We start from the raw sequence: 21,430 nt of genomic DNA, 5'->3' as shown, positions 1-21,430 counted from the left end.
AAAGCAGAAAAAGCAGAAAACCCTACAAAAACATATCGCTAATAATTAGAAACAGAAGGAACTTAATATGAGTAAATTATTGAAATCCATCATGCTGGCTGCCGGCATACTTGTTTCTGCAACGTCGTTTGCAGCAGACTACCCAAGCAAAAACATTCGCTTAGTTGTCCCATTTGGCGCGGGCGGCGGTACAGATGCCGTTGGCCGTACCCTTGCAAATAGTGCGAAAGACATTCTAGGGCAGAACATTTCAATCATGAACCGTACGGGTGGAGCTGGCGCCGTTGGAATGAGCTTTGGTGCCCAGCAGCGTGCTGATGGCTACACGTTAACAGTGGTCACTCGTGAAATCGCTTCGCTTCCTCAAATGGGTTTGATGCGCCATACGGCAGACGATTTTAGACTCATTCGCTTAGTAAACCTCGACCCAGCGGTCGTATTAGTTGCAGCAGATAGCCCATACAACACCATTAATGATCTGATTAAAGAAGCCAAAGAAAACCCAGGTAGCGTGAAATTTGCTTCAACCGCTGCGCCAAACTTCTACTTAATGTCCCTTGAAAAAGACCAAGATATTAAACTCAACGCTATCCCTTACAACGGTGCATCTGAAGCAATTCCTGCTGTATTAGGTCATCACACAGACGTGACTATGGTTACTCCTGGTGAAGCTATCGCTCAACTTCGTTCAGGCCAACTAAAAGCATTAGGTGTCATGTCTGAAGAACGTATTCAGTACATTCCAGATGTTCCTACTTTGAAAGAGCAAGGCATTGATGTAGTAACAGGTACATGGCGCGGTATTGGTGCTCCAAAAGATACACCTGATGCAGTAATCGAGAAGCTGGGTGCTGCATTTGATGAAGCAATGGCAAGTGAAGAGTTCAAATCTTTCATGGAGAAAGGTGCAATGACGATTCACAACCTTGATGACAAAGCCTTCACTGAGTTTGTCGCAGAAGATACAAAATCACTGACTCAATTAATTCAATAACCTCTGTTCGGAGGCACAACTTTTATCAGTTGTGCCTTTGTTATTAGTTTGTATCTTTCCCTTGCTTTACTTTTTAGGGGTAAATTCTATGTCTAACGCCAACTTAAATCGGAATGTCGTTTTCCCTTCCATAATCATCATATTGAGCGCAATCGCACTCGCGTTGATTACTCAGTTTGATCGTCCGATGTATCAAGATGCAAGTGTTGATGCAAAATTCTTCCCGATGATGATTGTGATTGCCCAAATTGCTATCTGTATTGTTCTCATCGTTCAACACAAACTCAAAGGCGTCTCAGAACAACAAGAAGCGATGATAAGCAAGATGTCTATCTTCGGCGTTGTCTTTCTTATCGGATACGCATTACTCATCAGTGTGGTTGGCTACCTTTACGCGAGTTTGATTGCATTTATGTTCTACCTCGTTTACTTCAAAGTTAAGAAGCCAATTTACTACGTTGTCGCCGTTGTCTTTGTGTTTGCGGTTTACTATTTGTTTGGCGAGGTGTTTTACATCGCGCTTCCTGAAGCAACCTGGTCATAGGAGGTCATAATGTTTGAATATCTAATCGATGGTCTCGCAACAGCTGTTAGTTTTGCAGTGCTTCCTGTCCTTGTTTTTGGCGTACTGGGTGGCGTAATTCTAGGCGCACTACCCGGCCTAACGGCGACGATGGGCGTTGCGATTCTCCTGCCATTTACCTTTGGCATGGAACCGACGTCAGCCCTCGTGATGTTAATTGGTGTATACATTGGTGGCATTTACGGTGGTTCAATAGCCGCAATACTGCTTAAAACACCGGGGACACCAGCGTCTGCAGCAAGTGTACTCGACGGCCACACCATGGCTGTTAGAGGGCAAGCAGCAAGAGCATTAAGTATTTCGGCTGTTGCTTCATTTATTGGCGGGTTACTCAGTACTATCGTCCTTATTGCAATTGCACCTAAACTGGCGACCTTTGCACTGCGTTTTAATGCACCAGAGTACTTCGCACTTGCTCTGTTTGGTTTAACTATCATTGCGAGCGTTTCTTCGAACAACATCTTTAAAGGGTTACTTGCGGGTACGATTGGACTATTGGTATCGACCGTTGGGCTCGACCCAATCAGCAGTGTGCCAAGGTTTACTTTTGACATCATGGATCTCTATAGCGGAATCAATGTCATCCCTGTTTTGATTGGTCTGTTCGCTCTATCTGAAGCATTAAACCAGTTAGAAAAACTGTTCTCTGAGAAGAAAGTCGTCGCGCCGAAGTTTGACCATAAACTGTTGAGCAAAGGCGACCTTAAAGAAATGCTACCAACCGCAATAAAAAGTGGTTTGATGGGAACAACCATCGGCTCTGTACCGGGTGCAGGTGCTGATATTTCAGCATTCGTTTGTTACAACGAAGCAAAACGTTCATCGAAAAACCCCGAAGAGTTTGGTAAAGGATCAGTACGAGGTCTAGCAGCGGCCGAATCTGGAAACAACGGTGTAACGGGTGGTTCGTTGGTTCCATTGTTAACACTTGGCGTTCCGGGGGATGCTGTGGCAGCGGTTCTTTTAGGCGCACTCATTGTTCAAGGTTTAACACCTGGGCCTCTACTGTTTGCCCAAAGCCCAGAAGTGGTTTATGGCGTATTTAGCTCGATGTTGGTTGCTAACCTTGTGATGTTAGTGATTGGTTTACTTGGTATTCGTTTCTTCTGCCGCATCATTGAAGTACCCAAGATCATTATGATCCCAATTATTGTCTTCTTGTCGATCGTTGGTGCTTACGCGATTAACAACTCGATGTTTGATGTGGGTATTGCGATCGGTTTCGGTCTGTTGGGCTTTATCTTAACTAAATTGGATATTCCATCTTCGCCTATTCTGCTTGCGATCATTTTAGGTCCAATGGCAGAAACAAACCTGAGGAAATCACTGTTGATGTACGATGGCAGTTGGTCTTTCCTTTATGAACGCCCTATTGCACTCGCGTTTATCGTGTTGGCTATATTCTCTGTTTATTCAACGTTAAAAATGAAGAAGAAGCAGAAACAAAAGGAAACTGAACAATGTCTATAGTTGACTGTTTGCTCAATGGATAGCGGTTAAGACATCGCATTTAACTTATGACCTAAACGTTAAAAAACTAAAGCCAGAGACCTACGTCTCTGGCTTTTTAGTACACAATAAATAATCAATTTCTGCAAAAAACAGACAATAAAAAAGGCATGCACTTGGCATACCTTTATAAGTCGTTTTTCTGAACGTGGGCTATTCATCTCAATGTGAGATGGCTCAGATACACTTTAAATCACTTCTATTACGCTGTAGCTAAACGGTGGTTAGCATCTTGCAAGTGAGCAGCTGACATTGTACGAGCTTTTTCACTGTCGCCAGCCATAATCGCTTCATAGATTCTACGGTGTTCATTGATACATGTGCTGCCCTCTTCAGAAGAGTGCACGATGAAGTTAACGAACATGGTAGTCAGAATATTGCCAAATGGCAGGTAGAAATCGTTACCTGTCGCATTAAAGATCAAGCTGTGGAAACGAGTATCGATGTCTGTCCAACGTTCTTGGTCAAACACTTCTGCATCATCCACTTCAACCATCTTCTGGAAGATCTCTGAAAGCTCAATACGTTGCTCAGCAGTCGCAAATTTTGCAGCTAATGCACACGCTTCAGGTTCAATCGCACGGCGAAGGCCTAAAAACTGAGAACAGAATTGGTCTATGTCGGTTAGACCATCCATCCATTCAATCAGTTGAGGATCAAGAAAGTTCCAGTATGCGCGATCTACTACACGAGTACCGATTTTCGGGCGGGACTCTAACAGACCTTTAGAAGTCAGTAGTTTAACAGCTTCACGAAGTGCCGTACGGCTGATACCAAACTGTTCACACAGCGCCATTTCACCAGGAATAATAGAACCTTGTGGCAGTTCACCAGACAAGATTCCACGAGCGATTTCACGCGCTACTTGCACGTGCAGGCTGCGCTTCGAGCCCGAGATTGAATTAAAAGTGCTAACCATAAGTTCACTTATTTTATATGTTATGTTTATGTATTATTTAAGGATCACTATAACAGGATTTCAACCTAGCGCCAATGAAGTAAAATAGCAACGAGTCGTGCTTTATTAATTTACTCAATGAATCAAACACTTATAAAGCATCCGATTCCACACAGCTAGAAACATTATGTTACACCATTCATAAATCCGTCATCAAAACGCATCGGTTCTGTCATCCTCGATTTCTATACTCCCTTCCCAAGAAATCACTCAATTGGACTGAAATAATGAAACCGACAAAAACAAATCTCACGCTTAAGAGCGCTATTACTGCTGCGCTGATTTTTTCTGGTTCTGCATTAGCAATGGATACACGATACGAAGATCGCTCTGGCAACTTGGTTGCTGATGTTCCTCAAGATGAATCACAATGGGTTGACCCAAACACGCTAATTTTTGCTTATACGCCAGTTGAAGATCCTGCAGTATACGCTGATGTGTGGAGCGAGTTTTTGAGCCACCTTGAAAAAACAACGGAAAAAACGGTTCGTTTCTTCCCTGTTCAAAATAACGCAGCTCAAATTGAAGCAATGCGTTCAGGTCGCCTACATATCGCAGGTTTCAACACAGGTTCTACACCACTAGCGGTTAACTGTGCAGGCTTTGCCCCATTCACAATGATGGCTGCAGAAGATGGCTCTTTCGGTTATGAAATGGAAATCATCACTTACCCAGGTTCTGGCATTGAGAAAGTGGAAGACCTAAAAGATAAGAACCTAGCGTTCACATCACAAACGTCTAACTCTGGCTTCAAAGCACCTTCTGCGATTTTGGACGCTGAATACCAACTTCAACCTGACCGAGATTTCAAACCAGCATTCTCTGGCGCACACGACAACTCGATTTTGGGTGTGGCGCACAAAGATTACGATGCTGCAGCAGTTGCTAACTCAGTATTGAACCGCATGCTTTCACGCGATGTTGTGAAAGAAGACCAAATCAAGAGCATCTACAAGTCTCAAACCTTCCCGACTACCGCTTACGGCACAGCACACAACCTGACGCCAGAGCTACAAGAGAAGATTCAAAAAGCGTTCTTCACTTTCGATTGGGAAGGCACAAAGCTTCAAGAAGAGTTTGAACGTAACGGGGAAGCGCAGTTCGTTCCTATTACTTACAAAGAGCACTGGGAAGTGATCCGCACTATCGATACGGCAAACAAAGTCTCTTACACGTGTAGCTAGTTCAATCTAGGCACAGTTCAACCGAACTAACAAGCCAATTACACACAAATAAAACTAACTGCAGGTGTAATCGCCTGCAGTTATTCACCACTCTTTCCGGTTTACTTTCCATGCCTGTCTCAGGCGAACTCTTAGTACACCGCTCTTATAGGAATTCTATGTCTACTCTTACCCTTAAAGGGCTTACCAAGCACTACTCCAGTTCTGATAAAGCCCTTACCAACGTTAGCTTGTCGGTCAATGCCGGTGAAGTGGTTGGTTTAATTGGTCCATCTGGTGCGGGTAAATCAACGCTTATCCGTTGTATTAATCGGCTCACCGAACCCACCAGCGGCGAAGTGATCTTTTCCAATACCAATCTAGAAACGCTGTCTAAGCGACAATTGAGACAATCACGCCGTGAAATCGGGATGATTTTCCAAGAGTACGCGCTGATTGAGCGTTTAACGGTGATGGAAAACGTACTTTCAGGGCGTTTGGGTTACGTGAATTTCTGGCAAAGCTTTACTCGTCGTTTCCCGGAATCGGATATCCAAGCCGCTTATGCCCTACTCGACCGTGTTGGATTATTAGAACACGCCAATAAAAGGGCCGATGCTCTGTCGGGTGGTCAGCGCCAACGTGTTGGTATTGCACGTGCACTTGCGCAGAAACCGAAATTACTGTTGATTGATGAACCAACGGCCGCACTTGATCCACGTACTGCGCGCCAAATCATGCGACTGATCAGTGAGATTTGTTCAGAGCAACAGCTCCCTGCCATCATCAATATTCACGATGTTCAATTAGCAAAGCAGTTTGTTGACCGTGTTGTCGGCTTAAATGCAGGTTGTGTCGTTTTTGATGACAAACCAAATCTGCTCACTGAAGATGTTTTAACGCAAATCTACGGTGAGGAAGACTGGAGTCAACAAGCAGAAGAAGAGTCCGATGACCTCATCATCACGAGCCCTCGCCTGTCTGAGGCAACAATATGACTCAACCATATCCAAATCAAGTTCAGCAGCATTTAAAGTCAGGAAAACAGAATTCCAAACAATACCCGACACAGTGGACAAAGCCGCCACTGATTTCTAGCCCATGGCTACGCTGGAGCTTAATCATCATTGTCGCGGTTTACTTGTACCTCGCGACTCAATCGGTACACGTCAACTGGACTCGAATTTACGAAGGCAGCGAACGCGGCTGGCAGTTCATTTTGGCTTTCATGAACCCAGATTTTGGTGGCCGTTGGAACAACATCTCACAAGGTTTGATTGAAAGTTTAACCATGACCCTGACATCGACCGTGGCGGGTGTCCTTCTTTCTATCCCATTCGGATTAGGCGCAGCGAAAAACCTTGCCCCTACTCCCGTTTACCTATTCTGTCGTGCGTTTATTTCGGTTGCTCGTAGCTTACAAGAAATCATCGTAGCGATTCTGTGTGTTGCTCTATTTGGCTTTGGTACGTTTGCGGGTTTTGTCACGCTCACCTTCGCGACCATCGGCTTTCTCGCAAAACTGTTTGCCGATGAAATTGAAGCCATTGACCCAGCACCACTCACCGCAATGCGTGCAACGGGCGCGAGTTGGTTACAACAGGTGAATTACGCAATTCAAGCACAGGTGATGCCGCGCTTCATCGGACTTTCGATGTACCGACTCGACATCAACTTTCGTGAGTCAGCCGTGATTGGCATTGTTGGCGCAGGTGGTATCGGCGCAACGTTAAACACAGCAATGGACCGTTACGAATACAGCGCAGCAGCTGCTATTCTATTGATTATTATCGTGATTGTGATGTTGTGTGAATACCTATCAACCATCATCCGTAAGCATGTGCAGTAAGGAACGACCAATGAGCACGCTAAATGAAACACCGACAAGCGCCATCAATCGTACCCAATGGCAGCGTTACGACAGTAAACAGAGCCTAATGCTTTGGCTAGGCTGGCTTTGCTTTGTTGCTTTGACAGTATTCGCATGGCAAGTCATGAACAAAGATACGATTTGGTACTTTGTAACTGACTCACCCAACCAATTTTCTGATATCTCTTCACGTATGTGGCCACCAAGATGGAGCTACTTAGAGTCTCTTTGGAGTCCGTTGCGGGACACCATTAACATCGCGACACTTGGCACACTGTTAGGGATCGTACTCGCGTTTCCAGTTGCGTTCTTAGCGGCACGTAATACAACGCCAAGCATGACGTTTATCAGACCTATCGCGCTGTTCATCATCGCAGCAAGTCGTTCAATCAACTCGTTAATTTGGGCGTTGTTGTTGGTAGCAATCATCGGCCCAGGTTTGTTGGCTGGTATCATTGCGATAGCACTACGTTCAATTGGCTTCGTGGCGAAGTTAATGTACGAAGCGATTGAAGAAGTGAACGCAACACAGATGTCAGCAATCCAATCGACCGGAGCTTCTCCGCTGCAAGTGTTGAACTACGGCATTCTTCCGCAGGTGATGCCAAGCTTCATCGGCACGAGCTTGTTCCGTTGGGATATCAATATTCGTGAGTCTACGGTTTTAGGCTTGGTCGGCGCTGGCGGTATCGGCTTGAAATTACAAGAATCGATGGCGATGCTGGCATGGCCTCAAGTGACTGTGATTTTCTGTGCGATTCTAGTGACGGTCATCTTCTCCGAATGGGTGGCAGCCAAAGCAAGAAAAGCCCTTATCTAAATAATAAAAACAACGTCAAATAGACGGTTAGTTAGGACCAAAGCCTACTCAGTGAGTAGGCTTTTCGTTTGTTGAAACGTAATAAACATTTTTCACCATCAGAACCGCACTTCGTTTACCACAGTCCCTACCCCTTCAATCGTGACACTCACTTGATCTTTGTCGGACAGAGCATAGGTTCTACCTGGCGTTCCCATAAAAATAAGATCGCCCGGTTTGAGGGTAAAATAGTGGCTCAAATAGCTCACGACTTTTCGTGGTTTGTGAATCATGAACGAAGTATTTTCTTGTTGGACCACCTTGCCGTTAACACGAGTGGTCAACTCAACATTGTTGTAATCAATGCCGCGCACAATTGTGTTGCCAACCGGGCCAAAACCATCGGAAGCTTTCGCTCGGAGCCATTGTAAATCCGAACCTTGCCAACTTCTTTCCGTAATATCGTTGCCCACCGTGACACCAAAGATCGCTTGCTCGGCTTCTTCTTCACTGGCTTGGCTGAGCTCTTTACCAATCACAACCACCAGCTCGCCTTCAAAATGAACGTTTCTTGCTTTTGGTGGCACTTGAATCACTTCGCCCGTGAGAATCAAAGAAGAAGGAAGTTTAAGAAACATCGGCGGTGGTGCATTGGCAGGTGAGGCTAAGTGGCTAGCGAAGTTCATCCCGACAGCGAAAACTTTCTCTGGTTTTGTCGGCAGTAACACCTCAACCGACTCTAACGGGATCGAATTTTTTGCTACCGAATATTCTCCAAAGATATCGCCGCTGACCGGTAACACAACGTCATTGTCTAGCATTCCATAGCTGACTTTGTCTTGGTATTGATAACGGACAAAATGCTCACTGCTCACCTCAACACTGTTATTTTCTGCCGCCAATGCGACGCCAGACATCGTAACTATTGCCAATAACCACTTCATCCTTGAATCCCTTCATTTTTAAATCCTAAATTATACTTTAGCCCACTCTGTAAGATTCGAAGGAAAAGGGAAGCTCCGTTGCCCCATCCTCTCTCCCACTTCTTATAAAAGCAGCACGCATAAAAAAACCGAGCAACTCGCATGAGTTACTCGGTTTGACTTATTCCCGATGTATTCAGTCGTTGTTGGTATCAACGAACGATTTTGCAATCACGACTGAATTCAATGTGATGCTTCGTTCCCGCAAAGCACCACATCAACACAAGCAATCGTTAAATAACTTGCGTGTGATACCAATCGTAGTAAATAACTGGCCACCCTAGCTTGTTAAAAAGCTCGATAACTTCGTTAGAATTTTTGATTGTAGAATAACTACTTATCGAAAAATTCTGCCTTGTTCTCAAGCTTTTTTCCTGCGCTATTTCTGCTCACTTACTTACTGTGATTGGTATTAATCATTTACAGTTGAGCAAATGATCCTTCCCACGAGTATGTCTCACCCGCGAACTCAACAGTGTGAGTTGCTTGCTGCGTGTCTTCAGCTTGGTTTGAAATACCGTAGTGGTAAGTGTTACCAGAAGTAGTCTGAATGCGAACAACAGTCCCGACACTGTTATGGCCCACAACAGATACTGATTTAACTAGACCACGAGCGCCTACAGAGGCTTCGATAGACTCGTTAAAGTAACCATGCGTTTCTAGTACAGAAGCAAACACGTGGTTTTGACCAGACTGACGTAAGATGAACGCAGGCTCACTCTTAAGGTTGAAGTCTGGATCGTTAGCACCAGTGCGAGCAAAAATCACTTCACTGCCCGCATTCGCGCTGGTTACTAGGCTGTAGTAGCTGCTGTCATGTAGCCAGCTTACTAGAGAACCTTCTTCGTTCACTTTGCCTGAAGCCACGTTCCATAGGTGTTGGTAACCGTTGTCTTCACCTAGCGGCTTAAGCGTTTTTTCCATATTGTAATCAAAGTCAGTACGGATGATCTGGCCAGAGTGGTGAACTGGTAGGTCGTACTGGTGCTCAGCGTCAGCTTCGATGCGGTACACATCAATTACTAGCGGTTTTTCGAACTCAGGAAGTTCAGCAAGAATCACGCTGCGTTGCATGTCTACGCCAGTGTAGTACTCAGAAATAGTGCCGCTCATGCCTTGTAGAGACTGGTCGTCTGCTACGAAGAAGTGCTTCTGACCAAACTTAGACTCAGCCAATGCTGTGTTGAAGTTGTTCTGCGTTTTCTGATCAACCGTTACTGTGTTGTGAGCAACCGTCTGCTTACAGTAAGACTTGTTCTCTGGGATGTAACGACCGCCAAACTTAGGCTCAACGTTTACCCAACGACCGAAGCCGTAATCGTGCAGCACTTCGTGGCCACGGTTGAATACGCTTAGGTGTAAGCCATCGTAGTGACCGTGGTCTAGCGCAGAGTGGTACTGGTGATCAGAGCCGTGCTGACCAAACCAGATCAACGCCATTGTGTCGTCGTCTTGCTCATCACGGTGACGAAGGATGCTTACGCCGCCTTTTTCGCCTTCAGGGCCGTCGGTTACAAACAGGCTACCCCAGTTGAATGCTTTGATGTCATCTGCTGCATCAACAGCGTCAGACAATGTTTTACCTGAAGCATGAACCCAAACGTTTTGTTGGTGATCAGCCATGCCAAGCAGAGTTTCTGTCTGCTCGTAACGGTGGTAACACACAGACGTTGCCATGATAACGCCTTCATCGTTGATAGAGATTGTCTTCGATGAATCGTTCAGAGCTGGCAATGTACCGTCTGGGAATGCTGTTTTGAATACAGAGTAAGACGTTGTCTTGATCACTGAATCGTTGAATTCATAGATACCAACTTCAGGCTGACGACGTTCAATCGCTTCTGCAAACAGGTAGATTGGACGTAGCGAGAAACGGTGGTAGTAAGGACCTTCCATGTAGTAGCCGTCTGGCGAAAACAGTTGGTCAAGTTGTGCTAAGAAACCGCCGCTTACTTTGTCTAGTTTCAGGCCGTAAAGCGCTTTGTCTACAGACTCTTGATCGTTGATCGCGTAACCACAGATACCTACCGCTGCCACTGCCCATAAGCCGTGGTTGTGTACGATATCGAAGTCGTGTGCGTAAGTCACAACGAACATTTCGATCATTTGCTTAAGAAGATCGTCTTCGATCAGACGCTTTTGCTCTTCAGAGATGGTGTGGTAAATACAGCTGTACGCACAAGAAGCGTAAAGCATCCACATGTTCTCGTTCAACGTTTGGTGGAACAGCTTACCCGGAGGGTTAGAGTCACGGCTCACATTGCTTTCAAGTGTTGGGTATACCGTCGCGTACGCTGTTAGCATATCAACGATGTAATCACGGTACTTTGTTTCCTCAGTGATAAGGAACAAACGACCCGCTAGATCCATATGGATGTAGTTTTGCTTGTGACGGTTGTGCTCGTAACCGCCGCCTTCACCGTGACCAGGTACTTCAATGCCAACTTCCGCCATGTAAGCGTCAGTTTGTTTAATGTCGCGAGTCAGTGCGTTACCTAAAAGGCTATCCTTGCCAAGTTCTTTACGAAGCTCTGCTGCTTCATCAAAGTTAAGTAAAAGTGGTTGATAGCTCATTATTATTTCCCCTGCTCTGCTAATTCTGGGTTTAAAGTTGTTTCTACTGAGTAGAAGCCTGTCCAGCTGTATACTTTGCCGTTAAGCTCTACTTTGTGTTCAGTGCTGTCAGTCGCGCCAAGTTGGTTGCTGATCATCACTGTCACGTTTGATTTCTCTGTGGTGATCTCAACTACCGAACCGATATTCGTGTGAGCCACTACTTTGATGTCTTTCACAACACCACGTGCATTAACTGATTGCTCGAATTCTTCGTTGAAGTAACCGTGCGTTTCAACAACAGAAGCAAACAATGTTGTTTCGCCTTTGCTGCGTAGAATGAACGCAGGCTCTGAACGTAGGTTGAAGCTTGGGTCGTTAGCGCCAGTGCGAGTAAAGATAACTTCAGCATTGTCGTTAGACGTTGCACCTAGCCACGTGTAGTAGGTGTTGTTCTGTAGCCAGCTTACCAGTGCTGTGCCCTTCACTTCACCGCTTGCCACGTTCCATAGGTGTTGGTAACCGAAGTCTTCACCTAGCGTGTTCAGCTCTTTGTTTGCTTGGTATTCAAAGTTAGTGCGAACAATCTGACCTTGATATTGGTGTGAGTAGTCGTATTGATGCTCGCCTTCGCCGCCTTTCTCAGAATCTAAACGGTAAAGGTCTAATAGTAGCGGAGATTCTAATTCTTCAAGGTTTAGCATGAACACGCTGCGTTGCATGTCAAAACCTTCGTAATGATCGTTAGCAAATGCGCTCATGCCATTGATTTGCTCGTCTTCTACTTTGAAGAAGTGTGGCAAGCCATGTACTGCATCCGCGCGCTCAACGTCAAAGTTGTTCTGACATTTTTCATCAATCGTTACTGCGTTATGTGCAATTGTTTGACGAGCGTAAGATTTGTTTTCGTCTAGGTAACGGCCGCCGAATTTAGGCTCAACGTTCACCCAACGACAGAAGCCGTATTCACGCAGTACTTCTTGACCACGGTTGAAGAAAGAAATACCCAGCGTATCAAAGTTGCCATGACCCATACCGTGTTGGCCGTAGTTCATAACAAGTTGAGAAACATCACCTTTCTTATCCTGCATACGAATAAAGCCTTGTGCGCCGTTGTGACCTTGAGGGCCTTCGTTCAATTCAACACTTGGCCAGAAAGGCATGCCGATTTCTTTCTCAGCAGAAGCCGCTTCGTAAGCTTTAGATAGCTCAAGACCACATGGATGCATCCATACCGCATCTTGAATCTTCGCCATACCAAGAATATTTTGATCTACGCCGTTTTCAGAAGAGTAATGCTTGCTGTAAACACTTACTGCAACCTGAACACCCATGTCTGTGATACCCATAGTACGAGAAGCATCATTCAGAGCCGGGAACTCACCGTTCGGGTAAGCCGTCGCAAGCATCGCTTGTACTGTGTTACCAATCACGCCACCTTTGTAGTTGTAGATATCCACTTCAGGCATATGACGGTGGATCACTTCAGCGAACACACACGTTGGGCGAATCGCGTAACGGTGGTAGTAAGGACCTTCCATGTAGTAACCAGAAGGTGCAAACAGCTGAGAAACTTGCGCTAGGAAGCCGCCAGTGTCGTTACGGTCAATGCCGTACACCGACATTTCAAGGTACTCACGCTTGCCAAGAGCAAGACCACAAATACCGACAGCCGCTACTGCCCAAATGCCGTGATTGTGAATTCGGTCGAAATCGTGTGCGTATTTAACCGTGAACATTTCTAGCATTGGTTCAAAAATGCGAGACTCAATATTGTCGCGCTGTTCTTGTGTCAGGGTTGAAGCAACACAAGAGTAAGCTAAGCTTGAGAACATTAACCAGCAGTGTTCGTTCAGGATTTGGTGGAACAAACGACCTGTAGGGTTAGTGTTTTTCTGTACGTGGTAATCAAACGTTAGGTATTTGTCTGCGTACTCTTCTAGTAATTCTGTAACAAAGTCAGCGTACTTTTGCTCTTTAGTGATCAAGAACATGCGACCAGCTAGATTCATGTACGTGTAATTTTGCTTATGGCGGTTATGTTCGTAACCCCCGGCTTCACCATGACCTGGGACATCAATAGGTAAACGCATGAATGCTTCTAGATCTTTCGCGTTCGCTGCAATGGTTTTGCCCATTAAGCTAGAACGGCCCACTTCAAGATGAAGCTGCTCGATTTCTGCTTCAGTCAACAATACTGGTTTAGTCGTCATATTCTTTGTCACCCTCAATAAAGAGTTTATCTGCTTAAACTTTGATTAAATTTTCAAACTCCATATAAAGTAATACAATATGAGCTTTAATTATACCTATTCGTGGCTAAATGATGAGTAGAGTCACACAATTGACTATAAGTCATTGATGTAGCTGACTAATGGTAAATATCGGCCATTTATTAAGTTGTTGATTTATTTACGCTATATAAAGTATCGCTTGATCAATATCACACAAATTTAGATATATTGTATTACAATTGGACTCGTTCCCTTATGATGGATGCAAGTTAAGTAACACTTAAAAGATTTAAACAGATTAGGAGATACACAATGAACTCTTTCTTTATCCTAGATGAAAACCCATGGGAAGAACTTGGTGGCGGCATTAAGCGTAAAATCGTTGCTTACACTGACGACCTAATGGCAGTACACCTATGTTTTGATAAGGGCGCGATTGGCCACCCTCATACTCACGAAATCCATGACCAAATCGGTTACGTAGTTCGTGGCAGCTTCGAAGCTGAGATTGAAGGCGAAAAGAAAGTCCTTAAAGAAGGCGATGCTTACTTCGCTCGTAAACACATGATGCACGGTGCCGTTGCACTAGAGCAAGACAGCATCCTTCTTGATATCTTCAACCCTGCGCGTGAAGATTTCCTAAAATAATAACTAGCGCAACCTCAGTTGCTAAGGTAAGCATATGAAATCATTAAACATCGCGGTCATTGGCGAGTGCATGGTTGAGCTACAAAAGAAACAAGACGGGCTTAAGCAAAGTTTCGGTGGCGACACACTAAATACTGCACTTTACTTGTCTCGCTTAACAAAAGAGCAAGATATCAACACGAGCTACGTAACAGCACTAGGCACTGACCCATTCAGTACCGACATGTTAGAAAAGTGGCAAGCGGAAGGTATCGACACTAGCTTAATTGCTCAGCTTGATCACAAACAACCAGGGCTTTACTACATCGAGACCGATGAAACTGGTGAACGCAGTTTCCACTACTGGCGTAATGATGCTGCAGCAAAATTCATGTTTGACCAGGAAGACACACCTGCTCTACTTGATAAGTTATTCTCTTTTGATGCGGTTTACCTAAGTGGTATTACGCTTGCTATCTTGACAGAGAATGGACGCACGCAGCTATTCAACTTCTTAGACAAATTTAAAGCTCAAGGCGGCCAAGTATTCTTCGACAATAACTTCCGTCCAAAACTTTGGGAAAGCCAACAAGAAGCGATTTCTTGGTACTTGAAGATGCTTAAGTACACAGACACGGCTCTATTGACGTTCGATGACGAGCAAGAGTTGTATGGCGACGAAAGCATTGAACAGTGTATTGCACGTACGTCTGAATCTGGTGTGAAAGAGATCATCATTAAACGTGGTGCTAAAGACTGCCTAGTGGTTGAGAGCCAAAGCGCTCAGTACGTTGCTCCAAACCCAGTAGACAACATTGTTGATACTACAGCGGCTGGCGACTCGTTCAGCGCGGGCTTCCTAGCTAAGCGCTTAAGCGGTGGCAATGCACGTGATGCAGCGTTAGCAGGTCATATTGTGGCAGGAACTGTGATTCAGCATCCAGGTGCTATCATTCCTCTAGAAGCGACGCCTGATCTGTCTCTATAATTACGCACTTTAACTATTAATCAAGGGTTTGCTTAATTGAAAGCAAGCCCACATTTAACGTGAGAAAGAATTCATGACGACATTAAATGAACAACTAGCAAACCTAAAAGTAATTCCTGTAATCGCTATCAACCGTGCTGAAGACGCTATCCCTCTAGGTAAAGCACTTGTTGAAAACGGCATGCCATGTGCAGAAATCACGCTACGTACAGAATGTGCAATCGAAGCGATTCGCATCATGCGTAAAGAATTCCCAGACATGCTAATTGGTTCAGGTACTGTACTGACTAACGAGCAAGTTGACGCATCTATCGAAGCTGGCGTTGATTTCATCGTAAGCCCAGGTTTCAACCCTCGCACTGTTCAATACTGTATCGATAAGGGTGTTGCAATCGTACCGGGTGTTAACAACCCAAGCCTAGTTGAGCAAGCAATGGAAATGGGCCTTCGCACGTTGAAGTTCTTCCCTGCTGAGCCTTCTGGCGGTACTGGCATGCTTAAAGCACTAACAGCGGTTTACCCTGTTAAATTTATGCCTACTGGTGGCGTAAGCTTGAAGAATGTTGATGAATACCTATCAATCCCTTCTGTACTTGCGTGTGGCGGTACTTGGATGGTTCCAACTAACCTTATCGACGAAGGTAAGTGGGACGAGCTAGGCAAGCTGGTTCGTGACGCAGTTGATCACGTTAACGCTTAATCTATTTTAGATTTAGTGATGAAGCCTCACCTCGGTGGGGCTTTTTGTTATCTGGCGTTTATTGCGCTGACTAACCGTAAAACACGCTCAATCAACGTTCTGTTTCCCCACACCTTATCGCCTTTCTCTCTATGGGTTCGCACAGCTCCGTGACTAAGACAGGCAATAACAAGTAATGTAAGCTTTCAATCGACTTCAGCACACATCTAACGAAGCGTTATTGGTGCCCCCTATGCCTATCCAGCTTCTTATCCAGCCCCTTATCCAGCAATGTTCCTTTTCGATACGTCGTCAAACATCTCTCATAGCATGCACTGAAGACCACAATAGACAAAGTGAGCCGAAAGTGTGTTCCGCCCGTCCAGTTTAACGCCCACTCAGTGACAAAAATTCCAAATACGCACCTCTATGGCACGAAAAAATGAATAAATAGCATAGAAAGGCTTCATAGCCGTAGATAAACAGAAAATAGCGAAGTGAAAACAATGAGCTACACTTGAAATCTCAATACAAAAGTTTTCAGTATAGGGTTCCAAATTAACGTGAATGTCGTCGCACAACACACCAATTTGTAGCACATTTGTTACGGTTATAATTAAAATCTTATAGATACGGCAAAGTAAGCGCTTTTGCTTATATTGTAATACATATAAACATTTAACCCTCAATTTATTTTAGATCTCAAACAAAATGCACGCACATTTAAATACAATCAAAACAAGCACTTACGAGGTTATGCATTAGAGCCCGAAAAATCAATGCGACCTAGATCATACTAAAGACATATTGTAGTACAAATAAATCTTGGGACGCGTTAATCTAAGCCCAGTTAATTATGATATTTAAAAGGCTGAAAAGATGACTATTGATACTTTTGTTGTTCTCGCCTACTTCTTCTTTTTAATCGCGATTGGTTGGATGTTCCGTAAGTTCACCACCTCTACAAGTGATTACTTCAGAGGGGGCGGCAAAATGTTGTGGTGGATGGTTGGTGCAACTGCCTTCATGACACAGTTTTCAGCATGGACGTTTACAGGTGCCGCAGGACGCGCGTTCAATGACGGTTTCGTTATTGTAATCCTATTCTTAGCCAATGCTTTTGGCTACTTCATGAACTATATGTACTTCGCTCCAAAGTTCCGCCAACTTCGTGTGGTAACGGCGATCGAAGCTATTCGTCAGCGCTTTGGTAAAACGTCTGAACAATTCTTCACATGGGCAGGTATGCCGGACAGCCTTATCTCTGCAGGTATCTGGCTAAACGGTCTAGCGATCTTTGTAGCAGCAGTATTCAACATCCCAATGGAAGCTACCATTGTGGTAACGGGTATGGTTCTAGTATTGATGGCAGTAACAGGCGGCTCTTGGGCGGTTGTTGCTTCTGACTTCATGCAAATGCTTGTAATCATGGCCGTGACAATCACTTGTGCGGTAGCAGCTTACTTCCACGGTGGCGGCTTAACTAACATCGTTGCTAACTTCGACGGCGACTTCATGTTAGGTAACAACCTAAACTACATGAGCATCTTCATCCTTTGGGTTGTATTCATCTTCGTGAAGCAGTTCGGTGTAATGAACAACAGCATCAACGCTTACCGTTACCTATGTGCAAAAGACAGTGAAAACGCACGTAAAGCGGCAGGCCTAGCATGTATCCTTATGGTTGTTGGTCCACTAATTTGGTTCCTACCACCTTGGTACGTAAGTGCATTCATGCCTGAGTTCGCTGAGCAATACACATCAATGGGCGACAAAGCCGGTGATGCTGCTTACCTAGCATTCGTACAAAACGTAATGCCAGCAGGTATGGTTGGTCTTCTTATGTCAGCAATGTTCGCTGCAACGATGTCTTCTATGGATTCAGGTTTGAACCGTAACGCTGGTATCTTTGTAATGAACTTCTACAGCCCGATTCTTCGTCAAAATGCGACTCAGAAAGAGCTGGTTATTGTAAGTAAGCTAACGACTATCATGATGGGTATTATCATCATCGCGATTGGTCTATTCATTAACTCTCTGCGTCACTTAAGCTTGTTCGATATCGTAATGAACGTAGGTGCGTTGATTGGCTTCCCAATGCTTATCCCTGTACTACTAGGTATGTGGATTCGTAAGACACCTGACTGGGCTGGTTGGTCTACTCTAGTGGTTGGTGGTTTCGTTTCTTACATCTTCGGTATCTCTCTTCAAGCAGAAGACATCGAGAACCTATTTGGTCTAGAAACAGCGCTTACAGGCCGTGAATGGAGCGATTTGAAAGTCGGTCTTAGCTTAGCTGCTCACGTAGTGTTCACAGGTGGTTACTTCATCATGACTTCTCGCTTCTACAAAGGCCTATCGCCAGAGCGTGAGAAAGAAGTTGACCAACTATTCACTAACTGGAACACGCCGCTTGTAGCGGAAGGCGAAGAGCAACAAAACCTAGATACTAAACAGCGTTCAATGCTTGGTAAGCTTATCAGCACAGCCGGTTTCGGTATTCTAGCAATGGCTCTGATTCCAAACGAACCAACAGGACGCTTATTGTTCCTACTATGTGGTTCGATGGTACTAACCGTTGGTATCCTACTGGTTAACGCATCTAAAGCTCCGGCTAAGATGAACAACGAGTCAGTTGCCAAATAGCTAAACAGCTAAACAGCTAAACCAAAATGAAGCCCATGTTATTCGATAACATGGGCTTTTTGTTTGTCTTCGGTTTATCAAAATAGAATATGAAACGCATCTCGATTAATGCGCATAAAGCGTAGAAATACCTATCTCCTGCCCTCGTTTTATCTTCTTTTCCAACCTTTCCAATGGTTTGATCTCTTTCTCTGATTGTTTCTGTTACTTTGAATGACAACACAAACACAACAGACAATTACAATGAAAAAAACATCACTATTACTTGCCTCCATTGCTCTGGCACTTTCTGGTGTCGCACAAGCTGACCAGCTAGAAGACATTCAAAAATCAGGCACTTTGCGTGTGGGCACTACTGGCGACTACAAGCCTTTCTCTTACTTCGATGGTAAAAGCTACTCTGGCTACGATATCGACGTTGCACAGCACATCGCGGAACAATTAGGCGTTGAATTGAAGATTGTTCGTACCACATGGAAAGATCTACTGGCCGATCTAGACGACGATAAGTACGACATCGCAATGGGCGGCATTACACGTAAAATGCAGCGTCAGTTAAATGCGGAACAAACTCAAGGCTACATGACCTTTGGTAAGTGTTTCTTGGTTGCGAAAGGCACCGCAGAACAGTACGACAGCATTGAGAAAGTGAACCTCTCTTCTGTTCGTGTGGGCGTGAACATTGGCGGTACTAACGAGATCTTTGCCGACGCGAACTTGCAAAACGCGAGCTTCACACGTTACGAGAACAACCTCGACGTACCGAAAGCAGTAGCAGAAGGCAAAGTTGATGTGATGGTGACAGAAACGCCTGAAGGTCTATTCTATCAAGTAACTGACGAACGTCTTGAAGCGGCACGCTGCGAAACTCCATTCACCAACAGTCAGTTCGGCTACCTGATTCCTAAAGGTGAACAACGTTTGTTGAACACGGTGAACTTCATTATGGATGAAATGAAGTTGAAAGGTGTTGAAGAAGAGTTCCTGATCCACAACTCTCTTAAGTAACGTCTTTTTCAGTTTATACCGTAACAAAAAAGAGGCCAGCAATGCTGGCCTCTTTCGTTATGGTTTAATGGTTCGCTTAACCGTGAGTTATCACATTTTGCTGTACTAGCGCATCTAGGATGTCTGAAGGCATGGTGCCACTTAAGGTTAGCTGTGGCGCAAGGTCTTCAACCACAATCACCTGTTCCGTAGTACCTAAGCCATCCGGGTTGATCGTAAGCTCAATGTCATCCCCGTCCACTTTCGCGTCTATCTGTTGTAGCAACGCGGTCATGTCTGGAGATGTATTTTTAAGCTCCGGCAACACTTCTCTCAAATCAATACTGTCCCCTTCCGACAAATCAAAGTCGGTAATCGTATCTTCAACACCATCTTCGATGTTAAGCCATACGAACGAGTCCATACCATCGCCACCAGTCAGAATGTCTGAGCCTCCACCGCCAACCAGCGTATCGTCACCCGATCCACCCACAAGTCGGTCATTTCCTGATCCGCCAGTGAGGTTAGTATCAAAGTTACTCGCTAAAAGTTGCACATCGTCTGTTTCAGAAGACAGATCGAGATCTATTGGGTTCGCAACTATATTGAGGTTTAGATCAATGTTTTGAGATATCGCAATATCGTTATTGTCCGTTTCTTCAGATACCGCCTCAACCTTCAACGTGTAATTACCCGGAGTTAACGGCTTACCAGCTGATGGTTGCTCGACGAGTCTGAGACTATCAATCGCATCAGCCGTCGCTATCCAAGTATCACCCACCAGCGAAACCGTACCCGCATCACTGGTTACTTCAACGCCGTCCGGAATATCACTGAGCTTCAACGTCAACTCTTCAGTAATATCCGTCAATGCAGCGACAATTCCGACTAAAGCGACTCCACTATTAGCGACCACAGATGAGCTGGTCGTAATGTTTCTCACATAGTTGAATGCCGGGTCAATAGACAAGGTTGGCGTATTCGCCACAGGTGTCACCGCGATGTTATACACCACTGGCGCAGTTTCAATCGCGATACCTGAAGGGTTTCCGCTGTCTTTAGCGATGACTTCTAATCCAATACTATTGGTTGGAGACAAGCTCGCATCGAGGTAAACGCCAGTTGGACTGGTTGGCGTATCAATCAGTGCGTTCAAATCGCTCAGAGTACCGACTAAGATGACCGAACCGGTGTTGTTCCCGTTAACCATCACCGTCGTCCCTGCCGGGAGAGCTACGTTCAATGTGCCGTAATCCACCGTCAGTGTGACTGTCATTAGGTCATTCGAAAATGCATCCACATAATCTGGGTCACTGACATTGATACCACTCAATAGCTGACCGGCATCCTCGTCGGCAAGAGAGGTGACACTGTCACCATTAACAACAGGCGTATCGTTGACACCTTGCACCACAGCACTGATTTCAGCACTATCCGTCAAGAAGTCATTGGCACCATTGGTGGTACCATCATCCTCTACGGTATAGGTGAACTTAACATCACCGTTATATTCATCCGCTGCGGTAAATACCCAGTATGGTCCATTGATCGAGTTGTCATCCGCACCAGCCACGTTTTCAAAGCGTTGTAATGTGCCTTGCCCTTGATCGAGCACCAAGTTCGTTACGGTAATCGTGTCGTTCTCTGGGTCACTCGTTGCGCCAATCAGATCTTCCTCTTTGATGATTAGCTGACCTTCTTCAAGGATGGTGCCCAAGTCGATGTCCGTTGCCACTGGCTGATCATTCACTTCCGTTACCACAACGCTTATTTCAGCGGTATCCGTTAGGAAATCATTTACGCCGTTGGTTGTACCATCGTCTTCTACGGTATAAGTGTTTCCATACTGCACATGGC

The 21,430-nt window shown here is 45.1% G+C and carries 17 protein-coding genes; 12 read left to right on the top strand and 5 right to left on the bottom strand.

Going from position 1 to position 21,430, the window contains the following annotated elements:
• The first annotated feature begins 67 nt into the window (after positions 1-67).
• The 3 genes from AB4484_RS14395 to AB4484_RS14385 all read left to right on the top strand — a co-directional run bounded on the left by AB4484_RS14395 (position 68) and on the right by AB4484_RS14385 (position 3,047).
• Positions 68-994 (top strand): tripartite tricarboxylate transporter substrate binding protein, encoded by a 927-nt coding sequence (locus AB4484_RS14395; protein WP_059020527.1) that lies wholly within the window; start codon positions 68-70, stop codon positions 992-994.
• 88 nt (positions 995-1,082) lie between these two features.
• Positions 1,083-1,538, top strand: coding sequence for a tripartite tricarboxylate transporter TctB family protein (locus tag AB4484_RS14390; protein WP_059020529.1), 456 nt, complete (start codon positions 1,083-1,085; stop codon positions 1,536-1,538).
• Between the two features lie 9 nt (positions 1,539-1,547).
• Positions 1,548-3,047 (top strand): tripartite tricarboxylate transporter permease, encoded by a 1,500-nt coding sequence (locus tag AB4484_RS14385; RefSeq protein WP_059020531.1) that lies wholly within the window; start codon positions 1,548-1,550, stop codon positions 3,045-3,047.
• 241 nt (positions 3,048-3,288) lie between these two features.
• On the opposite strand, the gene AB4484_RS14380 is transcribed toward AB4484_RS14385, so the two are convergent.
• Positions 3,289-4,005, bottom strand: coding sequence for a FadR/GntR family transcriptional regulator (locus tag AB4484_RS14380; RefSeq protein ID WP_122081665.1), 717 nt, complete (start codon positions 4,003-4,005; stop codon positions 3,289-3,291).
• Between the two features lie 266 nt (positions 4,006-4,271).
• Between AB4484_RS14380 and phnD the strand changes: the two genes are divergently transcribed.
• From phnD to phnE (AB4484_RS14360), 4 genes are all read left to right on the top strand, one after another.
• Positions 4,272-5,228: a phosphate/phosphite/phosphonate ABC transporter substrate-binding protein gene (gene phnD / locus AB4484_RS14375; protein ID WP_048607068.1), complete on the top strand. Its 957-nt coding sequence runs from the start codon at positions 4,272-4,274 to the stop codon at positions 5,226-5,228.
• Between the two features lie 158 nt (positions 5,229-5,386).
• Positions 5,387-6,205, top strand: a complete 819-nt coding sequence (gene phnC / locus AB4484_RS14370) for a phosphonate ABC transporter ATP-binding protein (protein WP_372078816.1) — start codon at positions 5,387-5,389, stop codon at positions 6,203-6,205.
• On the top strand, positions 6,202-7,056 hold the full coding sequence (phnE, locus tag AB4484_RS14365; RefSeq protein ID WP_052878558.1) for a phosphonate ABC transporter, permease protein PhnE: 855 nt from the start codon (positions 6,202-6,204) through the stop codon (positions 7,054-7,056). Before phnC ends, phnE (AB4484_RS14365) begins: the two co-directional genes overlap by 4 nt.
• Before the next feature lie 10 nt (positions 7,057-7,066).
• Positions 7,067-7,897: a phosphonate ABC transporter, permease protein PhnE gene (gene phnE, locus AB4484_RS14360; RefSeq protein ID WP_372078814.1), complete on the top strand. Its 831-nt coding sequence runs from the start codon at positions 7,067-7,069 to the stop codon at positions 7,895-7,897.
• Between the two features lie 98 nt (positions 7,898-7,995).
• On the opposite strand, the gene AB4484_RS14355 is transcribed toward phnE (AB4484_RS14360), so the two are convergent.
• From AB4484_RS14355 to AB4484_RS14345, 3 genes are all read right to left on the bottom strand, one after another.
• Positions 7,996-8,793 carry a fumarylacetoacetate hydrolase family protein gene (locus tag AB4484_RS14355; RefSeq protein WP_372078870.1) on the bottom strand — a complete coding sequence of 266 codons (798 nt, stop codon included), beginning with the start codon at positions 8,791-8,793 and terminating at the stop codon, positions 7,996-7,998.
• Positions 8,794-9,279: 486 nt separating this feature from the next.
• Positions 9,280-11,433 carry a heparinase II/III family protein gene (locus AB4484_RS14350; protein ID WP_048607077.1) on the bottom strand — a complete coding sequence of 718 codons (2,154 nt, stop codon included), beginning with the start codon at positions 11,431-11,433 and terminating at the stop codon, positions 9,280-9,282.
• 2 nt (positions 11,434-11,435) lie between these two features.
• Entirely contained in the window at positions 11,436-13,625 is a 2,190-nt protein-coding gene (locus AB4484_RS14345; RefSeq protein WP_050633390.1) for a heparinase II/III family protein, read from the bottom strand.
• Positions 13,626-13,958: 333 nt separating this feature from the next.
• On the opposite strand from AB4484_RS14345, the gene AB4484_RS14340 reads away from it, so the two are divergent.
• The 5 genes from AB4484_RS14340 (at position 13,959) to AB4484_RS14320 (ending at position 19,594) form a co-directional block, all read left to right on the top strand.
• Positions 13,959-14,294, top strand: coding sequence for a cupin domain-containing protein (locus tag AB4484_RS14340; protein WP_009846518.1), 336 nt, complete (start codon positions 13,959-13,961; stop codon positions 14,292-14,294).
• A gap of 34 nt (positions 14,295-14,328) precedes the next feature.
• On the top strand, positions 14,329-15,261 hold the full coding sequence (locus AB4484_RS14335; protein WP_017061485.1) for a sugar kinase: 933 nt from the start codon (positions 14,329-14,331) through the stop codon (positions 15,259-15,261).
• A gap of 73 nt (positions 15,262-15,334) precedes the next feature.
• Positions 15,335-15,961, top strand: coding sequence for a bifunctional 4-hydroxy-2-oxoglutarate aldolase/2-dehydro-3-deoxy-phosphogluconate aldolase (locus AB4484_RS14330; RefSeq protein WP_017069898.1), 627 nt, complete (start codon positions 15,335-15,337; stop codon positions 15,959-15,961).
• Between the two features lie 858 nt (positions 15,962-16,819).
• On the top strand, positions 16,820-18,586 hold the full coding sequence (locus tag AB4484_RS14325; protein WP_048613936.1) for a sodium:solute symporter family transporter: 1,767 nt from the start codon (positions 16,820-16,822) through the stop codon (positions 18,584-18,586).
• 243 nt (positions 18,587-18,829) lie between these two features.
• Complete coding sequence (locus AB4484_RS14320; RefSeq protein ID WP_050653397.1) at positions 18,830-19,594, top strand: transporter substrate-binding domain-containing protein; 765 nt, start codon at positions 18,830-18,832, stop codon at positions 19,592-19,594.
• A gap of 76 nt (positions 19,595-19,670) precedes the next feature.
• On the opposite strand, the gene AB4484_RS14315 is transcribed toward AB4484_RS14320, so the two are convergent.
• A partial coding sequence (locus AB4484_RS14315) for a cadherin-like domain-containing protein (protein ID WP_372078811.1) occupies positions 19,671-21,430 on the bottom strand: 1,760 nt, incomplete at its 5' end.

The organism is Vibrio sp. 10N.261.46.A3, from assembly GCF_041472995.1.
Lineage (GTDB): Bacteria > Pseudomonadota > Gammaproteobacteria > Enterobacterales > Vibrionaceae > Vibrio > Vibrio coralliirubri.
This window is presented reverse-complemented; position numbering and strand designations above follow the sequence as displayed.

Excerpts from the sequence above, each read along its gene's own strand:
- AB4484_RS14395 (WP_059020527.1), top strand. The coding sequence starts at position 68 with ATGAGTAAATTATTGAAATCCATCATGCTGGCTGCCGGCATACTTGTT.
- AB4484_RS14390 (WP_059020529.1), top strand. The coding sequence starts at position 1,083 with ATGTCTAACGCCAACTTAAATCGGAATGTCGTTTTCCCTTCCATAATC.
- AB4484_RS14385 (WP_059020531.1), top strand. The coding sequence starts at position 1,548 with ATGTTTGAATATCTAATCGATGGTCTCGCAACAGCTGTTAGTTTTGCA.
- AB4484_RS14380 (WP_122081665.1), bottom strand. The coding sequence starts at position 4,005 with ATGGTTAGCACTTTTAATTCAATCTCGGGCTCGAAGCGCAGCCTGCAC.
- phnD (WP_048607068.1), top strand. The coding sequence starts at position 4,272 with ATGAAACCGACAAAAACAAATCTCACGCTTAAGAGCGCTATTACTGCT.
- phnC (WP_372078816.1), top strand. The coding sequence starts at position 5,387 with ATGTCTACTCTTACCCTTAAAGGGCTTACCAAGCACTACTCCAGTTCT.
- phnE (WP_052878558.1), top strand. The coding sequence starts at position 6,202 with ATGACTCAACCATATCCAAATCAAGTTCAGCAGCATTTAAAGTCAGGA.
- phnE (WP_372078814.1), top strand. The coding sequence starts at position 7,067 with ATGAGCACGCTAAATGAAACACCGACAAGCGCCATCAATCGTACCCAA.
- AB4484_RS14355 (WP_372078870.1), bottom strand. The coding sequence starts at position 8,793 with ATGTCTGGCGTCGCATTGGCGGCAGAAAATAACAGTGTTGAGGTGAGC.
- AB4484_RS14350 (WP_048607077.1), bottom strand. The coding sequence starts at position 11,433 with ATGAGCTATCAACCACTTTTACTTAACTTTGATGAAGCAGCAGAGCTT.
- AB4484_RS14345 (WP_050633390.1), bottom strand. The coding sequence starts at position 13,625 with ATGACGACTAAACCAGTATTGTTGACTGAAGCAGAAATCGAGCAGCTT.
- AB4484_RS14340 (WP_009846518.1), top strand. The coding sequence starts at position 13,959 with ATGAACTCTTTCTTTATCCTAGATGAAAACCCATGGGAAGAACTTGGT.
- AB4484_RS14335 (WP_017061485.1), top strand. The coding sequence starts at position 14,329 with ATGAAATCATTAAACATCGCGGTCATTGGCGAGTGCATGGTTGAGCTA.
- AB4484_RS14330 (WP_017069898.1), top strand. The coding sequence starts at position 15,335 with ATGACGACATTAAATGAACAACTAGCAAACCTAAAAGTAATTCCTGTA.
- AB4484_RS14325 (WP_048613936.1), top strand. The coding sequence starts at position 16,820 with ATGACTATTGATACTTTTGTTGTTCTCGCCTACTTCTTCTTTTTAATC.
- AB4484_RS14320 (WP_050653397.1), top strand. The coding sequence starts at position 18,830 with ATGAAAAAAACATCACTATTACTTGCCTCCATTGCTCTGGCACTTTCT.